The organism is Bacteroides sp. AF34-31BH, from assembly GCF_003602795.1.
GTDB lineage: Bacteria > Bacteroidota > Bacteroidia > Bacteroidales > Bacteroidaceae > Bacteroides > Bacteroides uniformis.
Window position 1 is genome coordinate 445,550 of the sequence record NZ_QTLV01000002.1, and the last position, 19,566, is coordinate 465,115.

Here is a 19,566-nt window from a genome sequence, read left to right on the forward strand (position 1 = left end):
GCCGTCAAGAAAATGAAGAAAAAACTTACCTTTGAAGCATAAAATACGGACGATTATGGAAACTGATGAATTTTTCACTATCAAAGAGAAAGATTTACTCTTCTCGCTCTACCGCAAACTGTTGCAACTTTCCGGAGAAACCCTCCAGAAGGGGGACTGCAAAAAGCTGAAAACACATCTTGTCAATACTATACAGAACAACCGTATCCAGCGTGATATATTCGGTTTGAATCCCGTCATCAAAGATATGCAGACGGCTGTCATTGTAGCGGAAGAAATCGGAATGAAGCGTGCTTCTATCCTGGGGCTCATGCTGCACGACTCCGTGCGCTGCGGCACTTGCACCGCTTTGGAAGTGGAGCAAATCTATGGCGAGGATGTGGCAGGCATCATCCGGGGATTGATACGTGTAAACGAACTTTATTCCAAAAGCCCTACCATCGAGTCCGAGAATTTCCGCAACTTGTTGCTGACTTTCGCCGAAGACATGCGTGTCATTCTCATCATGATTGCCGACCGCGTAAACATCATGCGGCAGATAAAGGATTGCAAGAACGATGAAGCCCGTCGGCAGGTAGCCAACGAAGCGGCTTATCTCTATGCGCCCCTTGCCCATAAGCTGGGTCTGTACAAATTGAAGTCGGAACTGGAAGACCTCTCATTGAAATACACAGAAAAGGACGTTTACTACCATATCAAGGAAAAACTGAATGAGACCAAGGCATCGCGTGACAAGTACATTGCCGCCTTCATTGCACCGGTACAGAAGAAGCTCGAAGAAGCCGGACTGAAGTTCCATATCAAAGGACGCACCAAGTCCATCCACTCCATCTACCAGAAAATGAAGAAGCAGAAATGCCCCTTCGAAGGCGTGTATGACCTGTTCGCCATCCGCGTCATCCTGGACTCTTGCCTGGAAAAGGAGAAACTGGAATGTTGGCAGGCCTACTCCATCGTAACAGATATGTACCAGCCTAACCCGAAAAGGCTACGCGACTGGCTGTCCGTACCTAAAAGCAACGGATATGAATCACTGCACATCACCGTGATGGGCCCCGAAGGCAAATGGGTGGAAGTACAAATACGTACCGAACGCATGGATGATATTGCCGAACGAGGCCTGGCCGCCCATTGGCGATACAAAGGAGTGAAAGGTGAATCTGGTCTTGACGAATGGCTGACTTCCGTACGCGAAGCCTTAGAGAGCTCGGACAGCAACGGACTGGAAACGATGGACCAGTTCAAACTGGATTTGTACGAAGACGAGGTATTTGTATTTACTCCCAAAGGTGATTTGTTCAAACTTGCCAAAGGCTCCACCGTGCTCGATTTTGCGTTCCACATCCATAGCAAACTGGGCTGCAAATGTATCGGTGCAAAAGTGAACGGCAAGAATGTACAGCTGAAGCAAATGCTGCATAGCGGTGACCAGGTGGAGATAATGACATCGAATACGCAGACGCCCAAGCAGGACTGGCTGAACATCGTAACCACCTCCAAGGCACGCACCAAAATACGCCAGGCATTGAAGGAAATGGCTGCACGCCAGCACGCCTTCGCTAAGGAAACCCTGGAACGCAAGTTCAAGAACCGGAAGATAGAGTATGATGAAGGAACCATGATGCGCCTCATCAAGCGCCTCGGTTTCAAGATAGTGACCGACTTCTATCAAGCCATAGCCGATGAAGAACTGGATGTCAACGAGATTATAGACAAATACCAGGAACAGCAAAGACGGGAAAATGATACGCGCGACGATATTGTCTACCGCAGTGCTGAAGGCTATAACCTTCAACAAGGCATACCGGAAGAGATAGGTACCAAAGAAGATGTACTGGTCATTGATCAAAATCTGAAAGGATTGGATTTCAAGTTGGCACGCTGCTGCAATCCCATCTATGGAGATGATGTATTCGGCTTTGTCAGTGTGACGGGAGGTATCAAGATACACCGTTGCGATTGTCCCAATGCCAGTGATTTGCACTCACGTTTCGGCTACCGTATCGTGAAGGCACGCTGGGCCGGAAAGTCACAAGGTACACAGTACCCCATCACCCTGCGCGTAGTTGGACACGATGACATCGGCATCGTGACCAACATCACTTCCATCATTTCCAAAGAAACGGGCATTACTTTGAGAAGCATCGGCATTGACTCGCATGACGGGCTGTTCTCCGGAACACTGACCATCATGGTGAGCGATACGGGACATCTGGAAGCGCTCGTCAAGAAACTGAGAACAGTAAAGGGAGTGAAACAGGTTTCAAGGAATTAAGCAACAACTATAATCCATGAAGTACGACTTTAAAAAGCAGTTGCGCAGTTTCGGATATGCTTGGAAAGGTATCCGGTGTTGCATAGGAAAAGAACAGAACCTGAGCTTCCATCTGATAGTTACGGCTGTGGTAGTCATTGCAGGATTCGTTTTAGGCATTACCCGCATGGAGTGGATGATAATCATTCTCTGCATCGGAGTGGTGATAGCAGCCGAACTGTTCAATACCGCCATTGAGAAGCTGGTCGACCTGGTGTCTCCCCAACAGCATCCCGTGGCAGGGCAAGTAAAAGACATAGCCGCCGGAGCAGTACTGGTATGTGCTGCAACGGCGGCCATTATAGGATTGATTGTATTTATCCCTTACCTCACCCGCTTCTTCTTATAATAAGGATAGGTCAGAAGTACAAAGAAAAATACGGCAAGCATAGCAGCAACAGACGCCACATGGTATATCTGCGCTTTGTCCATCAGGTGGCAAGCCACAGCCATGCCCACCAGCAGCCCTGCCTCCATGAACAAATGGCAAGTGGTGTTTGCCGTTCCACGCTGGCAATGGTGCGACAGCTTGACGAACATCTTCATGAACGGGACTGTAATGAACACCAATACAGCCAATGCCGCCAATGACCAGTAATCGCCCACAAACATCAGTGGCAGCAACGCTCCCGGTACAAAAGCAATCAACTGCATATTGATGGCAGGTACCCATGCACGCGGCAATAAGAAGCGGTCCATATTGCACAACGACACGCCTATCGGAGCACGGAAAGCCACATATACCCTCGATGCGAAAAATATGCTAGCCAGTCCGGCCGCTACGGACAGATAGGTCACCATACGGAAACCATACATCTTATACATTCCAATGCCCAACACAACACCCACCAGCATGCCCAAGCGTGCAGCCCATGCATATACCATGTTTCCTGCGCTGCGGCGCGCGGAAGTCGTTATGTCGATGGCCACCGTAATGCCCGCTGTGGTTGCCAGCCCGAAACATGCTCCCTGCACAGCGGCAAGCAGCAGAAATTTCGTATAACCATCCACAAAGGCATATCCCAGAACAGCCGCCAGCATAATGAGTGCGGAGTAAAGGAGCACGTGTTTCCTTTTATATTCATCGACCAGATAGGCATGGAAAGGACCGACAGCAAACATGGCCACCGCAAAGACCAGAAACATGCTGCCCGCCTGCCCGACGGAAACACCCAACTGCTCTCCCATCACAAAAGGAAGCAAAGGGAAAAGCATATAGACGGATATGAACAGCAACAGATTTGCCGTACACATCCGCCAAAAATTGAGTGTCATGAGTTTGTTAGTACTGTTCTTTCTCATTCGGGAAATCTAAATTCTTCACATCGGAAACATAACGGCTGATGGCATCCGTCATCACTGTATGCAGGTCGGCATAGCGACGCAGGAAACGGGGACGAAAACCGTTATTCATACCCAGCATATCCTGAACCACCAACACCTGGCCGTCCACATCGCCACCGGCACCGATGCCTATAACGGGTATAGTCAGCTCGCTTGCCACGCGGGCAGCCAATGCGGCAGGAATCTTCTCCAATACCAGTCCGAAGCATCCGGCTTCTTCCAGCAAATGCGCATCGCGTACCAGTTTCTCGGCTTCGGCATCATCCTTGGCACGGACCGTATATGTTCCATACTTGTTGATGGATTGGGGCATCAGTCCGAGATGTCCCATGATGGGAATACCGGCGCTGAGGATACGCTTCACCGTACCGATGATTTCCTCGCCTCCCTCCAGTTTGAGGGCGTCGGCATGGCTTTCTTTCATAATACGGATAGCGGAAGCCAATCCCTCCAGTTCGTTGCCCTGATAAGAGCCGAAAGGCATGTCGACAATGACCATGGCACGCTTCACACCTCGAACCACGGATTTGCCATGATAAATCATCTGGTCGAGCGTGATGGGAAGCGTGGTGACATTGCCTGCCATTACATTGGAAGCGGAATCTCCCACCAGAATCACGTCTACCCCGGCACCGTCCACAATCTGCGCCATAGTATAGTCGTATGATGTCAACATTGATATTTTTTCGCCTCTCTGTTTCATTTCGATAAGGCGATGTGTAGTCACTTTACGAGTGTCGTCTGAAATATAACCCATGATAGTATTTACAATTTGGCAATTTACAATTTACAATTACTCAATTTAATTTTCGGCGCAAAGGTAATCCTTTTTCTGATTACTTGTACAATTGAGTTAATTTATCGTAAGTGAATCCCTGAAAGTCATCCAATACATAATGACACAACGGAGCTATGTCTTCACGGGAATTGGTGGTTGCCAACCCTATAACGGTAGCTCCTGAAGCCATGCCGGCTTTCAGCCCGTTGAAAGAATCCTCGAATACATATGTGGTGTCGGGAGTTGTGCCGAAAACCTCCATACCCAACAGAAAACAATCCGGTGCAGGCTTGGAAGCCGTAAACATCTCGGCCGTAAGGATACGGTCGAAAAGAGTCTTTATTTCGGGATGAACCCGATAGACAGCTGCCATCTTCGCTTCGTTGGAGCTGGTCACTACGGCAGTCTTCACCCCATTCCGGTGTAGGTCGGCAATGAAGTCAAGCACTCCGGGAATAAAGTCGAATGACATTTCCTGTTCAAAGCGGTTCAGCCGTTCGGTAATTTCGGCCTGTTCCTTCGCCATGCCCGGAAAAAAGGTATCATAAATATAGACCAGCGTCTGGCCCTTCACCCTGCCTTCAATATCATCCATACCCAAATACTGCTTTCCCATTTCATGCCAGAAGTGACTGTACTGTGTTTCCGTGTCTACCACCACGCCGTCAAAATCAAAAAGTACGGCGGTTGCTTTTGTTGTGTCCATAAACTTTCTTTTACCTAAATCTGTTAATACCAAAACATTATAGCGTACAAAGGTGGGAATAATCTGCGAATCAAACAAATATTTTATACCTTTGTGCTCCTTAATTGACTCATATCAAATGAACAACGCGCATATATTAGGAACCGAACGTATTGGCAAACTGCTTGTGCAGTACTCCATTCCGGCCATTATAGGCATGACGATTACTTCGTTGTACAACATCATCGACAGCATTTTCATCGGTCATGGCGTAGGTCCTATGGGCATTGCCGGACTCGCCATTACTTTCCCTCTGATGAATCTGGTCGTGGCTTTCTGTACGATGGTATCGGCAGGTGGCTCCACCATTTCGTCCATCCGGTTGGGACAGAAAGACCTGGACGGAGCAACGGAAGTATTGGGAAACACACTGATGTTCTGCCTGGTCAACGCATTCATATTCGGCAGTGTTTCATTCATCTTTCTGGATGACATCCTCCGGTTCTTCGGCGCAAGCAACGAAACACTTCCCTATGCGCGAGACTTTATGCAAGTGATACTGCTGGGTACCCCCATTACCTATACCATGATAGGACTGAACAACATCATGCGTGCCACGGGATACCCCAAGAAAGCGATGCTCACCTCTATGGTGACGGTGGTCTGCAATATCATCCTCGCTCCCATCTTTATTTTCCAGTTCGACTGGGGAATCCGGGGAGCAGCCACGGCAACAGTCATATCGCAGTTCATCGGCATGGTGTGGGTTGTAAGCCATTTTTTGCAAAAGACGAGTACAGTACACTTGCAACGGGGATTCTGGAAAATGAAAAAGCGCATCATCGGCAGCATCCTTTCCATTGGTATGTCACCGTTCCTGATGAACGTGACGGCATGTGTCATCGTAATTATCGTGAACAACAGCCTGCAACAGTATGGTGGCGACATGGCTATCGGAGCTTACGGCATCATCAACCGGCTGCTGGTGCTCTACGTAATGATTGTATTGGGGCTGACGATGGGAATGCAGCCGATTGTAGGTTATAACTTCGGCGCACAAAAAAACGACCGCGTGAAAGCGACGCTACGGTTGACCATCCTTGCCGGAGTATGTATCACCAGCACGGGATTCCTCATCTGCGAACTGTTCCCTCATACCATATCCGCCATCTTCACCAGTGATGAAGAACTGATAGATATTGCTTCCAGAGGTGTACGCATTGCCGTAGCCATATTCCCGCTGGTAGGCGCACAGATTGTCATTGGTAATTTCTTCCAAAGCATCGGGAAGGCGAAAATCAGTATCTTCCTGTCACTGACACGCCAATTGCTGTATCTGCTGCCGGGACTACTGATATTCCCGCATTTCTTTGGTCTGGACGGCATCTGGATATGTATGCCGGTATCGGATTTCTTTGCTTTTGTAACGGCAGCCATTGCATTATGGATTTATTGGGCGCGCCAAAAGCGACCTCAAGGATGAAAGATTAGTAATAAACCTGCCATTCCTTTCAAAAGCTGCCACCTTTTGAGGGAATTTCTGAATACGCTTAAAGTCCCTTTTGAATTGGCTCGTTGGATGCAGTTTCTTTTTCACTTCATCAATTCCTCCATCAAGCTTTCTACACTATCAAACGTTTCTTTATTCTTTGTCTCACGTGCCTCTTTAATAGCCGCAACCGTTTCCTCATTGGGTTCTGAATACATTGCGTCCATCAGAGTGCTCTCAACGAAATTATTCAGGCTTCTGTTCGCTTTCTTGGCATGTTCCTGCAAGACCTGCAGCAAATCTTCACGCAGTCGGAACGAGGTTTGTTTTCTTACTACTGCTTCCATATTATTACTGTATTACAGTACATTGCAAAAGTAGCACAACATAATCACAAAAGCAATATCACTCAGTCTTTATTTTAAACCTTTTCTATTTATTAAAATCAGCAGGGCAGCAGGCGATGTATTTTCTTTTATCCACTCCACACCACGGCAATATCTGTTCCCTTGTATCTGTGAGTACATGCTCATTAATTACTTGTCAAGAGCAGATTTACGAAAGATTAACGGTAAATCCCGGTAAACACATCATCCATACGCTCCAAACGCATGATGCGTTTACCCTGAACACACCATCCGTAACGCTGCACTCTATCATCCAAAACCTCAGGGTTACTTGGCCGAATGCCCATGTCAGCACTGCCAACCCCGGGCATTTCAGTTGCTAAGGTGTGGCATTTCGGGCGGTAGGGTATGGCATTCGGGAAGCTGAAGTGTGGCATTTCAAACGGAGTACCGGCAGGGGGAAAAAGAAAAGGAGAAGCCATGCCTCTCCTTTTACGCTAATTTAAAAATGAAGTATCTATAAAATCACTTTACAAAGATACAACATTCAGAAGCCGATGTCAAGTGTTTCGGAAGATATTTTATTCACTCTTTATGCTCTTTACCGGATTCTCGTTGGCAATGCGCCAAGTACGCCACACGATACATACAGCTATAATTATCAATAGCAGTATAATGACCACTCCAAATGCTCCGAAACCAACATCTACCTGCTCTGCAAAGCTATCCAGCCAACGCCGACCGAAAATATAGGCGCAGATACCTCCCAAGCAAACTCCCGGAATGGCAATCCAGGTGATTTCCTTTGTCAGCAGATGAATGATGCTCCCCGCTTCGGCACCATTTACTTTACGAATGGCAATCTCCTTACTGCGACGGCGTACCTCATCATTGACATACCCCAACAGTCCCATCAAAGTAATGAAGAAGATGGAACAACTTGCCAGCAACACCACATTGCGGAAACGACGTACGTCTACATATTGCTCTTCCAACTCCTTTTCCAAAGAAGTGAATACGACATCATCCGTAGGAAACATTTCCTGCATAGAGCGATTAAGCGCTGTGAGGTTTTCACCAAACGGCTCTTTCAAACGCAAATAATGCATACTTCCCCAATTCTCCTTCACAACCAAAACAATGGGCGATTGCTCTTCAAAAGCACTGTTGATTGGGTAATCTTCCATGACTCCCACTACTTTGAAATTAGTACCGGCCCAATTTACAACACGACCTACCGCACTGTCGGTCCATCCCGCCTGACTGATAAAGGTTTGATTGACAATCAACTCATCGTTGTCCGCCCACATAGTTTCACCGTTTTTTGCAGAAGAAAAATTGCTTCCCTCTATCAGTTTGATTTTCATCATAGGTAAAAAACTACGGGTTACCCAATCAAGCCGAGTATTCACTTTATGCCCATCCCCCGTATCGAATGTATCTCCACTATATCCTTCGGTGATGAGCTGACTTGAACAAGTATAGTCTTCTACCATAGGCAGACTGCTAAAAAGAGTAACCTTGTTTTCATAATCACCTCCTACATCCGCCCAACAAGTCACCACCCGCGCAGGATCGTACTTCAAGGGACGATTTATTACCAAATGATACTGGCACAAAACCACCAACAAGAAACAAAAGATAAACGAAACCCCAACGAACTGAACAAACAGTAACGGACGTTTCCAGGAAGTGTTACGTTCGGTGTAACGGCGGAACACTTGCGTAACAGGTATGGACGAGAATACCCATGCCGGCAATATACCTGCCAATAACAGAACAGACAGAACCACCATCCCCGGTACCCACAAGTTTTGTACCGTAAACAGCGACAAAAGCTTGGCTACCGCTATCTCCTCGACAAAGTCACGGAAAAGATACATCAGTCCTCCGGTCAGAACTACCGAGAGTAGTATCAACAAGACAGTCTCATTCAGGAACAGCCCGAATATGGTACTGTTTGCCGCACCGTTGCATTTATGCACCCCTACTTCCTTGGCACGACGCGCCAAAGAGGACAAAGAAATCAGCACATAGTTGAATGCAGCTATCAGTAGGATAGCTATCGCCAGGATAGTCATTACTACCACCATTGTAGAGACAGTAGAGTTCTGCGTATGTAAGTCCGTCAAAGGCCGGAAGTCAATAGTCCAACTATTATTGGCATCCTCTTTAAAACCAGGCAGATACTTCTTAATCATTTCCGGCACTCTTGCTTCTACCGCTGGTATGTCTTTCTCAGGATTTTTGAAACGGATTAGAGATGCATAACTAATATCAAATCCCCATCCGGCACGTTTGTTATTCCAAAAGTATGCCATAGAAGCCACTACTTGGAAAGGCACATCCGTATTCTCAGGCAAATCCTCGAAAATACCACGAACTGTCACCGGGACTTTTCGGTCAAGATACAACTGTTTGCCAATGACTGTGGTCAGTTCAGCATCCTCACGTATTTTATCTGCCAACGAACGCGAAATAAATATATTCCCGTCTGTTTTCAAATCTTCAGCATTGCCAGCCAACAACTTAATCCCCATAGTGGAAAAGAGATGGCTGTCTGCATAAATGGTACGTTGCGACAAGCGCACACTGCCATGATAGAAGATTCTTTCCCAAGACTCCCGCCAGACAGTTGCATCTTCCACTTGTTCGGGAAAGTTTTCACGCATGGCTTCGGAAAAAGTACCATAAATATACGGAGCGCTTTTATCCGGCACACCGTTCAGCAGATTGGTCATATAAGCCAGATAAAGTTGTTCCGGCTTATCAAAAAAACGATTATAGCTTAACTGGAAGGCTACGCAGGCAAACAGCAGAATACCGATAAACAGCCCCAGTGTCAACGAAATAGTTTTGGTCAGGTTATTGCTACGCCCACGCAACAACATTAAGATGCTATAGTAAAGTTGTTTCATAAATCAATTATGGTTAACTAAATAAACACTCATTCACTCTTGATACTCTTCACCGGATTCTCATTCGCTATGCGCCATGCCTTGATTACCACTACCAGTACAATCAGTGCCAACAGGCAAATACCCAGCAAAACAAACCACAAAGGTGAAAGTAATTCACTGTCCGGAAACTGTTCCATCCAGATGCCGGAAATATACCAGGAGGAAATAATGCCCAATACCACTGCACCGACCGCTACCTTCAATATGTCTGCCGACAACAGATGAAGAATGTCAGCCGCCACCGCCCCGTTTACCTTGCGAATGGCAATCTCTTTAGAACGACGGCCGGTTTCATTGTTTACATAGCCAAGCAAACCCATCAGTACAATAAAGAGCACACATACGGAAGTTACAAATACCGTATTCTGGAAGCGATAGACACTCCTTCCACGTATCTCACGTATCTCTTTGAAAGAAGCAAACTGGTTCTTGTCCGTAGGCCGCAACTCCGAATAGAAAGCTTTCAGTTTTTTCAGGTTTTCCTCATAAGGCTCCTTGAGACGCACATTCACATCGTTCATCCAAAGCACATCACCATGACAGATAAAGGCCGTACTTTTCATTTTGCTTGCAAAGCCCATATTGCGTACATCCTTCACCACACCTACAATAATGCCGGGATTCTCGCCCTCATCCAATCCGGGACAACGCTGCCCCACAACCGGTTGCGCTATCTTCAGCTCTTTCACGGTAGTTTCGCCAACCAATATATCGCCTTCTTTTTCCGGCCAATCTCCTTCTATCAGTTGCATGCCCATCAGTTGCGGATATTCCTTTTCCATCCTCATATAATGAGTTCCAAGACCGGTAGTATTGTAGTGCGAAAGAATACGATTGGAAGCGCATGACACTCCCTCCACATAAGGTTGGTGACGCAAGGCTTCACACACGTTCTGTCGCTCGTTCAGGTTTTTCACTGATAGCCTGAGGTTGGCCAATCCTTCACTGCGAAATCCTAAGTCGGTATTTATAATAGTGTGATACTGCCCTACCACCGTAAGCAACATGCCGAGAATAAACGCTACACCCACAAACTGAACGAACAGCAGTCCACACTTCCATCCGCGCTTTCCGTCCGTATAGTGACGGAACACCTGCGTAACCGGAATATGGGCAAAAATCCTTCCCGGCAATATACCCGCTACCAGAAAAAGCAACAAGACAGTAAGCGCTGCTACCCAAAGGTTATCCGGACAGAAGATTTCCGACAATTTCACCTGCATCATCTCCTCTATGTTCCTGCCAAACAGATACAACAGCAAAGCAGATACCACTATAGCCCCCAATACGACAATTCCGGTTTCCCATAAAAACATTCCCATTACTTGTCCATTACCGGCACCGCAACATTTATTCACTCCCACCACTTTGGCTCTATTGCCAAGAGAAGCGATAGCTGCCAACACATAATTCATGATAGAAATAAAGAATACGGAAAATCCTAAGACAGCCAGAATGATGAGCCTGCGGCGATTATCAGAGTTACTGAGGTGCACTTTACTCAAGGGAGTCAGCACATACTCCGGACAAAAATCCCGGTTCCGGTCATAGTCGTTGAAAAGCCTGATTGTCCGTTCAAGGCTTCCATTCATCGCTTCAATATCCTCGACATGCCTCATGCGGAAAAAGATATGGTATATATCATTGTTATTCCACGTTCCCTTACTCCACTCTACAGTAGGCAGTGAGACTACAATATTATGATAATACTCCGTATTAGGTTGTAAATCCCGGTACACTCCGCGCACAGTCATTTCCTGACTTTCATTAGCTGTCAATATCTTCCCTATAGGATTCTCGTCCGGAAAAAGTTTCCGGGCCATGCTTTCCGAAAGGAATATAACATTGCGTGTGGCAAGATCGTGTACATCGCCCTGCAGCACCTCTATCCCCACGGTGCTGAAGAACAGTGTATCTGCCCCTATCATGTCCGTACCCTCAACCTCATATCCATTCAGCGAAAAAGAATACTGCATCATCTTCATCGCCACACAGCCACTCTCCACCCATTGCGGCAATGCTCCACTTAAATCAGAGGCAGCCGGTCTATGCGCCGTATCATCCAAATCCTTGTCCGGTATGCCGCCTTTCACCCAACGGATTTGTAATATCGCCACCCTATCCGCATCTTTGTAGAAGTTCTCGTAACTCAACTCGAAAGCAATTTGCGAAAAAAGCAACACACCTATCAACAATCCCAAAGACAATGATAGCAATTTCACTATATTGCTGCCACGACCACGGAGTAATATCCGAAAACTATAATAAATCTGCCTCATAATTATTCTATTAAAAGAGTAGGGAAAGTCTGTTTCTTACATAATCAAATCCTAAAGCCTATGAAAGAAAAAAGACTTCCCGGTACTCACAGTCATTTAAAAAGTTCTTATTCGCTCTTGATGCTCTTCACCGGATTCTCATTCGCTATGCGCCATGCCTTGATTACCACTACCAGTACAATCAGTGCCAACAGGCAAATACCCAGCAAAACAAACCACAAAGGTGAAAGTAATTCACTGTCCGGAAACTGTTCCATCCAGATGCCGGAAATATACCAAGCGAATCCTATTCCGATAATCACTGCACCGACAGCCACTTTCAGAATGCCTGCCGACAACAAGCGGAGAATATCCGATGACTCTGCTCCATTCACCTTGCGGACGGCAATCTCTTTGGAACGCCGTTGTGTTTCATCACTGACATAACCTATCAAGCCTAATAAAACGATAAATAAGATACAAGTACTTGTAGCACACACTATATTACGAAAACGAAGTACATTCCCGTTCTTCAACTTACGTATCTGCCCATATGTCTCGAACTCCAGCGAACAGGCAGGAAATGCTTCCTTGACCAATGCATTCAGCCGTTTCACATTTTCTTCCGCAGGTTCCTTTAAACGGACATTGAAAACACGCACACCCTTTTCATTATAGATGAAGGCCGTATTCGTCAACTCCTCGAAAAAACCCATATTCCGAACATCATCCACTACTCCCACCACCGTAACGGGAGCAGTCATTTTCAACCAAGACAAATCTATGGAAAGCTTCTTACCGACTGCCTCACTGCCCCATCTCATTGTCTCTACCGTCTTTTTGCTGACAACTGTCTCACCTTCGCGCTGTGGCCATGAACCTTCCAACAGTTCCAAACCTATCACCTCCGGAAAATACTTTCCTATAAACTGATAATGCAATAAACCAATGGAATTCCCCTGCACATCACGCAACATGGCAGTATTGTATCCTTCCAGCATGCTGAATGTTGTAGCTGCGACAGATTCCACATAAGGCTCCCTACGGATGGCATCAGCTACACTGCCCCCCTGACTCATATCTCCCGACAAGTCGGCCATAGCAAGTCCGGATGTACGGAACCCCACACTACGCCTCATCAAATCGTGATACTGCCAAACGGTAGTGAGCAGCATACTGAGAATGAAAGCAATGCCTACAAACTGCACAAAAAGCAGACCACGCTTCCACGAGCGCTTGCTTTCCGTATAACGGCGAAAAACCTGCGTCACAGGAATGCGGGCGTACATACAACCCGGAAGTACGCCTGCCACTACAAAAAGCATCAATACCGTAAGTGCCGGAACATACATATTCTGCACCGTAAACACATCCGCCAACCGAGAACCGGTCATATCCTGAATAATGTCACAGAACAGTTGCATCAGCAACAAGCAACAGCCTACGGAAACCAATACCATCAGTCCCGTTTCCCATAAGAACATGCCTAATATATGTCCGCTGCTCGCACCACTGCATTTATGTATCCCCACAGACTTGGCACGCCGATTCATGGAAGCGATGGCAGCCAACACATAGTTCATTATAGAGACAAAAAAAATGGAAAAGCCCAGTACACCCAGTATTACTAACCGCCGTATATTGTCCGGATAACTGAGATAAATATCCGGCAAAGCAATCACACTGAATTCCAGATATTCCGTCTCTCCGAGACGGGTATCCATAAACTGTTCTACCGCTTTCTGTATTCCTTGATTCATGACATCCACATCCCTGGCATGCTTCAAGCGGAAGAGCGTGTAGTATATATTGTTCTGCTTCCACGTTCCCCTGCCATAACGCCATTCAAAAGCTTCCAACGAGAGCAATACATTATGCCGGAAAACAGTATTGCCCGGTACCTCCTGATAAATGCCACGTACAGTAACGTTAAACTCTTTCTCTACCGAAATTTCTTTTCCTATCGGATTTTCATCACCAAACAACTCACGGGCTTTGTCCTGTGAAAGAAAAGCATTGTTGCCGTTCGCCAAATCATGCGCGTCTCCTTTCAACACCTGCAAGCCAATCGTCTGCAGATAAAGTGTATCCACAAACAAGACCTGTACATCCTCCAGACGTTTATTGTTTACATATAGTGTAGGCTGCCAATAATCTGCAGAACGACTGGCACACTCCACCAGTTCTGGATATGTTTCCCATAGGTCAGTGGCAGCCGGACGAAAGGTACCATTGTTATACTCCTCCGACGGGATGCCATCTTCCACACTCTGCAAGCGCAACAAAGCCACCCGTTCCGGGTCTTTGTAAAAATTCTCATAGTTCAGTTCATAAACTATCTGCGAAAAGAGCAGGATGCCTACCAGCAAACCCAAAGTCAGAGAAGTCAGCTTGACAATATTGCTTCCACGACCACGCAACAATATTTGTATTGTGTAATAGATTTGTCTCATAACAACAGTTCCATTTCATCAAAGTCCCTGGGCTGCAATGCTTGCCACCACACTACCGTCGAAAAGATGTATCGTGCGGTGTGCAAACGAGGCGTCGTGCTGGCTGTGGGTCACCATAATAATCGTAGTACCCTCTTTATTCAGTTCTGTCAACAGATTCATCACCTCAGCTCCGTTCTTGGAGTCCAAGTTACCGGTAGGCTCATCGGCGAGTATCAGCTTGGGATTGGTTACGACCGCACGGGCTATCGCCACACGCTGCTGCTGACCGCCGGAAAGCTGTTGCGGGAAGTGTTTGGCACGGTGGCTGATGTTCATCCGCTTCAGAATATCCTCTACCATGCGTTTGCGCTCACTTGCCTTCACGCCGAGGTACGTAAGGGGAAGTTCCACATTCTCGTAGACGTTCAGTTCGTCTATCAGGTTGAAGCTCTGGAACACGAATCCCAGCTTGCCCTTGCGCACACGGGTACGTTCCTTTTCCTTCAAGTCCGCTACTTCCTGACCGAGCAGCTTGTAACTGCCCTCCGTAGGATTGTCCAGCAGCCCGAGGATGTTCAGCAAGGTGGACTTGCCGCAACCTGACGGTCCCATAATGGCTACAAACTCCCCCTCCTTTACATCGAGGCTGACGTGGTTCAATGCTACTGTCTCTACTTCCGAAGTACGGAATACTTTGCTGATGTTGTTAATTTCAATCATGATATTCTATGTATTAATATTATTATCATTCGCTCTTAATGCTGTTTACCGGGTTCTCGTTCGCTATCTGCCAGGACTTCCAAAGTACGCAGGCTACGATAATCACCAAATTGGCCATCACTACCAGTACGTATACTGCCCAACTGATGGGAATACGCTCCGCAAACTGTTCCATCCACATTCCGTTGACATACCATGCCAATACCGTACCGATGACAACTGCCGGAGCTGCCACAACGAGTATATCCCTTGACAACATTTCCAAGATGCCAGAAGCCTCTGCGCCGTTCACTTTGCGGATGGCAATCTCCTTGCTGCGGCGGCGCACCTCATCGGTGGTATACCCAATCAGCCCCATCAGCATGATGAAGAACATGGTCACTGCCGCCATCAAAGTGGCATTGCGGAATACACGGACAGAATTATAACTATTCTCTATTCTTTTCTCATAGCCGGTAAAGTCAATAGTCTGGTCATGGAAAGCCTCGGCTACATCGTGGTTCAGCTTCTGCAGATTTTCGGTAAAGGGTTCTTTCAAACGGACATGTACCGTTCCATAAAAATTCTTGTTTCCCCGGGCTATGAAAGGCATCTTCTCGGTTCTGAAACTCTCTATCTGGAAATCCTTCAACTGCCCTACGACCTTGAATGTATTCCCTTCGGTATATACCGTACGGCCTACGACGTCGTCTCCCCAACGCATCATCTCGGCAAAGGTCTCGTTCACCACGACTTCCTCTTTATCGCGCGCCATACGTCCCGTCTTCATAGTCATGCCCATCAAGGCAGGAAAGTCCTCGCGCATGAAATAAGAAGAGCGGCAAGAGAACAGTGCCTGCCCGCTCTCACTATGAATCATCGAACCGCTATATCCGCTAATGGGTGTGCTGTTGGCACTGGACACCGCTTCCACGTAGGGCAATCCTTTGAAAAACTGATAAGCCGCGTCACGCGTCGCTTCATTATCCCAGTAGGCATTGCCTATGGCTATCTGCTTGGGATTATACCCCATATCCTTTTTCAGTACATACTGATATTGCGACATCACCACACACATCAATCCACTGATGAATGCCACGCCTGCAAACTGGACAAACAGCAACGGACGCTTCCAGCCCTTCTTCCCCTCGGTATAGCGGCGGAACACCTGCGATACGGGAATACGCGCAAAGAGCCGACCCGGCAACACGCCTCCCACTATAAACAGCAGAAGCACTACCGACAACGGTACCCAGATACGCTCCGGAGCCAACAAGGTGGAGAGCTTTACAACGACCGTGTCTTCCACAAAATCGCGGAAGTTGAGCATTATCAACGCCATCAGCAGCAATGCCGCCACAATGATGATACCCGTTTCCAGCAAAAACATGCTGAAAACCGTGCCACCGCTCGCACCGCTGCATTTATGTACGCCTACCGACTTGGCGCGGTAGCTCAAAGAGGAAATGGAAATCAGCACATAGTTCAACGCCGCAATGAAAAGAATGGCAAAACCAAGAATGCTCATGATGACACGCATCCGCTGCACATCATCATAATTGCGGTATGTATCACGGATGGGCTGCACAAAAGCCGTGTAACCGTACTCTTTCTTATCTTCTGCCGGGCGATATTTGTCTATCATGGCATCAATACGCGCATTGACAACAGATTTGTCGGCACCGGGACGGAAACGGATAAACTCTACCCAACTGTCTCCCCCGCTCCACGAGTAGTTATTCCAGTTGCGGCTCCACAAGGTAGGCATCGAGATAACCGCTTCCGGATTGATTGTGGCGTTCTCAGGCAAATTGGCATAGATTCCCTTCACCGTCAGGTCAAACTGATGGTCATAATTAAGCGTTTTCCCTATAGGATTCTCCTCACCGAACACTTTCCTTGCAAAGCGTTCACTCAAGAAAATAATATCCTTCTGCACCAAGTCCTTTTCGGGATTCCCGTTCAGGACGTCGATACCCATGGTACGGAAGAACAGCGAATCGGCTGCAATCTTCCTGTCGTCAAGACGCACGCTTCCATTGTAAAGGGGAGCAGATACCATAGACGTGCTCAAACTTACCGCCGACTCCACCTCTTTGGGGAAGTTCTCCAAAATAGCCCCTGCCACGGGACCGCAATTCCACTCCTGAGGCTCAAACTTCTCTCCTTTCACCGAGAATATCGACCATACTTGATACAAGTTATCATAATCCTTGAAGCAAGTGTCAAAACTCTGTTCATATGCCACGCGGGAGAAAAGCAGAATACTCATCGTCAATCCCAATCCCAAAGAAATGACCTTGATGATATTCGAACCGCGTCCCCGCAGTAAAGTCTGAATTACATAATAGATTTGTTTCATTCCGTTTATCGTTTATTAGATTTATTTTCTTGCTTTTCATATTGCAGAAAGCGTGCCAAAGAATGCACAAACCTGATTATCAGCGCATATCGTATTTCAGAAGAAGACAAAGGTGTCTAATTTTTAGACACTCCCGTCTAAAAATTAGACAGAGGCCGAATCTCTGTTCAGCCTCATAGAACAAAAAAAAGGGAAATTAGAAAAGAATCCATAAGAATGAAAACTTTACCTTTGCCCACAGTTTTCTAAAGATAGAGTATAAACGTAAAATGAAGCACCTGCACATGAAATTCCCCAAACTCTTATATCCTTCATTCCTATGCCTGCTTATAGCCGGCTGCGACATGATAGATTATCACCCTTACGATGTACACATCAGCGGTGAAACCGATGTCAATGCCCACAACATTGCCCAAATAGAGCAGAACTGCCAGAACAAGACAACAATCCGGTTCGTAACAATGGGTGATTCCCAGCGCTGGTATGACGAGACCGACGACTTTGTAAGCCACCTCAACAAGCGGGACGACATAGATTTCGTCATTCATGGCGGAGACGTCAGTGACTTCGGTGTAACAGACGAGTTCCTTTGGCAACGGGACATTATGAACAAGCTAAAGATACCCTATGTGGTACTTCTCGGCAACCACGACTGCCTGGGCACGGGCGAAGAGACTTATCGTGCAATATTCGGAGACCCCAATTTCTCCTTCATTGCAGGACGGGTAAAGTTTGTCTGCCTGAATACCAACGCCATCGAATTCGACTACTCCCGCCCCATTCCCGACTTCGAGTTTCTTGCCGCACAGATACGCGACCGTGAAGAGGAATTCGATAAAACCGTTGTGTCCATGCATATACGCCCGTTCTGCAACGAGTTCAACAATAATGTGGCACACGTATTCCAGCGCTACATCAAGGAATTTCCCGGACTGCAGTTCTGTACATCCGCACACGAACACCATCGTTTCGAGAAAGACCTCTTTGAAGATGGGATAATGTATTACATGAGCGACTGCATGAAGAACCGCAATTACTATATATTCACCATAACCCCCGACGGATATGAACGCGAAGTGGCATATTATTAATCACCTGGCATGCGCCGTCGTCTTCTTGTCGGTATGCTCTTTTTCTGCTTTTTCACAAGAGAGAGATACCATCTTCATCATAGAACACGATACTGTATGGATGGACCCGCAACCGGATGCCGTCATTGAAAGCCGAACCAGGGAGAACCGTTATGACCGCCGCGTACACCGCTACCGCAGGCATTGGGAGGCCTTGATTCCGACGCACACCAAAATTCAGTTTGCCGGCAATATGGGGTTGCTGTCATTCGGTACCGGATGGGATTACGGCAGAAGAAACCAATGGGAAACAGACGTATTCTTCGGAGTATTGCCCAAATATGACTCCAAACGTACCAAGCTGACATTCACTGTCAAGCAGAACTACCTTCCCTGGAGCCTGCAAATAAAACAGAGCCGTTTTTCTGTAGAACCGCTGGCTTGCGGCATGTATCTGAACACGGTATTCGGCGATGAGTTCTGGGTCAATGAGCCGGAACGCTACCCTAAAGGATATTATGGTTTCTCCTCCAAGGTACGCATCCATGTATTCTTAGGACAGCGCATCACTTACGACATCGACCCACAACGACGGTTCACGGCCAAAGAAATCACTTTCTTCTATGAAATAAGTACATGTGACCTATATGTAGTCAGCGCCTTCACCAACAAGTATCTGAAACCCAAGGATTATCTGAGCTTGTCATTTGGCATCAAACTGCAACTGCTATAAATTTTTTCAGTACCGCCATGAGCTCTTACTGAAGTTGCTACAAACTAATTTCTGTTTTACTTAAATCTATTCGTCCCACAATCGTTATATTA

Annotated in this window: 14 protein-coding genes; 5 read left to right on the top strand and 9 right to left on the bottom strand. The window is 46.9% G+C overall.

Annotation, left to right across the window (positions count from 1 at the left end; genetic code table 11):
• Nucleotides 1-55 precede the first annotated feature (55 nt).
• Both DWZ67_RS05465 and DWZ67_RS05470 read left to right on the top strand, forming a co-directional pair.
• A complete protein-coding gene (locus tag DWZ67_RS05465; protein ID WP_008664486.1) occupies nucleotides 56-2,275 on the top strand; it encodes a RelA/SpoT family protein in 2,220 nt (739 codons plus the stop codon).
• A gap of 16 nt (nucleotides 2,276-2,291) precedes the next feature.
• Nucleotides 2,292-2,663 (top strand): diacylglycerol kinase family protein, encoded by a 372-nt coding sequence (locus tag DWZ67_RS05470; RefSeq protein WP_008664485.1) that lies wholly within the window; start codon nucleotides 2,292-2,294, stop codon nucleotides 2,661-2,663.
• On the opposite strand, the gene DWZ67_RS05475 is transcribed toward DWZ67_RS05470, so the two are convergent.
• From DWZ67_RS05475 to DWZ67_RS05485, 3 genes are all read right to left on the bottom strand, one after another.
• Nucleotides 2,639-3,616, bottom strand: coding sequence for an MFS transporter (locus DWZ67_RS05475; protein WP_009038365.1), 978 nt, complete (start codon nucleotides 3,614-3,616; stop codon nucleotides 2,639-2,641). The genes DWZ67_RS05470 and DWZ67_RS05475 overlap by 25 nt on opposite strands.
• A complete protein-coding gene (gene panB / locus DWZ67_RS05480) occupies nucleotides 3,597-4,418 on the bottom strand; it encodes a 3-methyl-2-oxobutanoate hydroxymethyltransferase (protein WP_034523185.1) in 822 nt (273 codons plus the stop codon). The genes DWZ67_RS05475 and panB overlap by 20 nt, the downstream gene beginning before the upstream one ends.
• A 76-nt stretch (nucleotides 4,419-4,494) precedes the next feature.
• Nucleotides 4,495-5,142 (bottom strand): HAD family hydrolase, encoded by a 648-nt coding sequence (locus DWZ67_RS05485; RefSeq protein ID WP_005837215.1) that lies wholly within the window; start codon nucleotides 5,140-5,142, stop codon nucleotides 4,495-4,497.
• A gap of 118 nt (nucleotides 5,143-5,260) precedes the next feature.
• Here DWZ67_RS05485 and DWZ67_RS05490 point away from each other — a divergent pair, with 118 nt between their 5' ends.
• Complete coding sequence (locus DWZ67_RS05490; protein ID WP_120138321.1) at nucleotides 5,261-6,604, top strand: MATE family efflux transporter; 1,344 nt, start codon at nucleotides 5,261-5,263, stop codon at nucleotides 6,602-6,604.
• A 110-nt stretch (nucleotides 6,605-6,714) separates the two neighbouring features.
• On the opposite strand, the gene DWZ67_RS05500 is transcribed toward DWZ67_RS05490, so the two are convergent.
• From DWZ67_RS05500 to DWZ67_RS05530, 6 genes are all read right to left on the bottom strand, one after another.
• The gene (locus DWZ67_RS05500) at nucleotides 6,715-6,957 is read right to left on the bottom strand and encodes a hypothetical protein (protein WP_057089429.1); all 243 of its coding nucleotides are present in this window, start codon (nucleotides 6,955-6,957) and stop codon (nucleotides 6,715-6,717) included.
• A 581-nt stretch (nucleotides 6,958-7,538) separates the two neighbouring features.
• Nucleotides 7,539-9,875 carry an ABC transporter permease gene (locus DWZ67_RS05510; RefSeq protein ID WP_057089430.1) on the bottom strand — a complete coding sequence of 779 codons (2,337 nt, stop codon included), beginning with the start codon at nucleotides 9,873-9,875 and terminating at the stop codon, nucleotides 7,539-7,541.
• Between the two features lie 29 nt (nucleotides 9,876-9,904).
• The gene (locus tag DWZ67_RS05515; protein WP_120138325.1) at nucleotides 9,905-12,196 is read right to left on the bottom strand and encodes an ABC transporter permease; all 2,292 of its coding nucleotides are present in this window, start codon (nucleotides 12,194-12,196) and stop codon (nucleotides 9,905-9,907) included.
• Between the two features lie 107 nt (nucleotides 12,197-12,303).
• The gene (locus DWZ67_RS05520; RefSeq protein WP_120138327.1) at nucleotides 12,304-14,628 is read right to left on the bottom strand and encodes an ABC transporter permease; all 2,325 of its coding nucleotides are present in this window, start codon (nucleotides 14,626-14,628) and stop codon (nucleotides 12,304-12,306) included.
• Nucleotides 14,629-14,646: 18 nt separating this feature from the next.
• Entirely contained in the window at nucleotides 14,647-15,330 is a 684-nt protein-coding gene (locus DWZ67_RS05525) for an ABC transporter ATP-binding protein (RefSeq protein WP_120138329.1), read from the bottom strand.
• 25 nt (nucleotides 15,331-15,355) lie between these two features.
• Nucleotides 15,356-17,671, bottom strand: coding sequence for an ABC transporter permease (locus DWZ67_RS05530; protein ID WP_120138331.1), 2,316 nt, complete (start codon nucleotides 17,669-17,671; stop codon nucleotides 15,356-15,358).
• Nucleotides 17,672-17,955: 284 nt separating this feature from the next.
• Between DWZ67_RS05530 and DWZ67_RS05535 the strand changes: the two genes are divergently transcribed.
• Together DWZ67_RS05535 and DWZ67_RS05540 are read left to right on the top strand one after the other, a co-directional pair.
• Nucleotides 17,956-18,762, top strand: a complete 807-nt coding sequence (locus tag DWZ67_RS05535) for a metallophosphoesterase family protein (protein WP_034525553.1) — start codon at nucleotides 17,956-17,958, stop codon at nucleotides 18,760-18,762.
• Nucleotides 18,737-19,474, top strand: coding sequence for a hypothetical protein (locus tag DWZ67_RS05540; RefSeq protein ID WP_044468800.1), 738 nt, complete (start codon nucleotides 18,737-18,739; stop codon nucleotides 19,472-19,474). Before DWZ67_RS05535 ends, DWZ67_RS05540 begins: the two co-directional genes overlap by 26 nt.
• The last annotated feature ends 92 nt before the right edge of the window (nucleotides 19,475-19,566 follow it).

Excerpts from the sequence above, each read along its gene's own strand:
- DWZ67_RS05465 (WP_008664486.1), top strand. The coding sequence starts at position 56 with ATGGAAACTGATGAATTTTTCACTATCAAAGAGAAAGATTTACTCTTC.
- DWZ67_RS05470 (WP_008664485.1), top strand. The coding sequence starts at position 2,292 with ATGAAGTACGACTTTAAAAAGCAGTTGCGCAGTTTCGGATATGCTTGG.
- DWZ67_RS05475 (WP_009038365.1), bottom strand. The coding sequence starts at position 3,616 with ATGAGAAAGAACAGTACTAACAAACTCATGACACTCAATTTTTGGCGG.
- DWZ67_RS05485 (WP_005837215.1), bottom strand. The coding sequence starts at position 5,142 with ATGGACACAACAAAAGCAACCGCCGTACTTTTTGATTTTGACGGCGTG.
- DWZ67_RS05490 (WP_120138321.1), top strand. The coding sequence starts at position 5,261 with ATGAACAACGCGCATATATTAGGAACCGAACGTATTGGCAAACTGCTT.
- DWZ67_RS05500 (WP_057089429.1), bottom strand. The coding sequence starts at position 6,957 with ATGGAAGCAGTAGTAAGAAAACAAACCTCGTTCCGACTGCGTGAAGAT.
- DWZ67_RS05510 (WP_057089430.1), bottom strand. The coding sequence starts at position 9,875 with ATGAAACAACTTTACTATAGCATCTTAATGTTGTTGCGTGGGCGTAGC.
- DWZ67_RS05515 (WP_120138325.1), bottom strand. The coding sequence starts at position 12,196 with ATGAGGCAGATTTATTATAGTTTTCGGATATTACTCCGTGGTCGTGGC.
- DWZ67_RS05520 (WP_120138327.1), bottom strand. The coding sequence starts at position 14,628 with ATGAGACAAATCTATTACACAATACAAATATTGTTGCGTGGTCGTGGA.
- DWZ67_RS05525 (WP_120138329.1), bottom strand. The coding sequence starts at position 15,330 with ATGATTGAAATTAACAACATCAGCAAAGTATTCCGTACTTCGGAAGTA.
- DWZ67_RS05530 (WP_120138331.1), bottom strand. The coding sequence starts at position 17,671 with ATGAAACAAATCTATTATGTAATTCAGACTTTACTGCGGGGACGCGGT.
- DWZ67_RS05535 (WP_034525553.1), top strand. The coding sequence starts at position 17,956 with ATGAAATTCCCCAAACTCTTATATCCTTCATTCCTATGCCTGCTTATA.
- DWZ67_RS05540 (WP_044468800.1), top strand. The coding sequence starts at position 18,737 with ATGAACGCGAAGTGGCATATTATTAATCACCTGGCATGCGCCGTCGTC.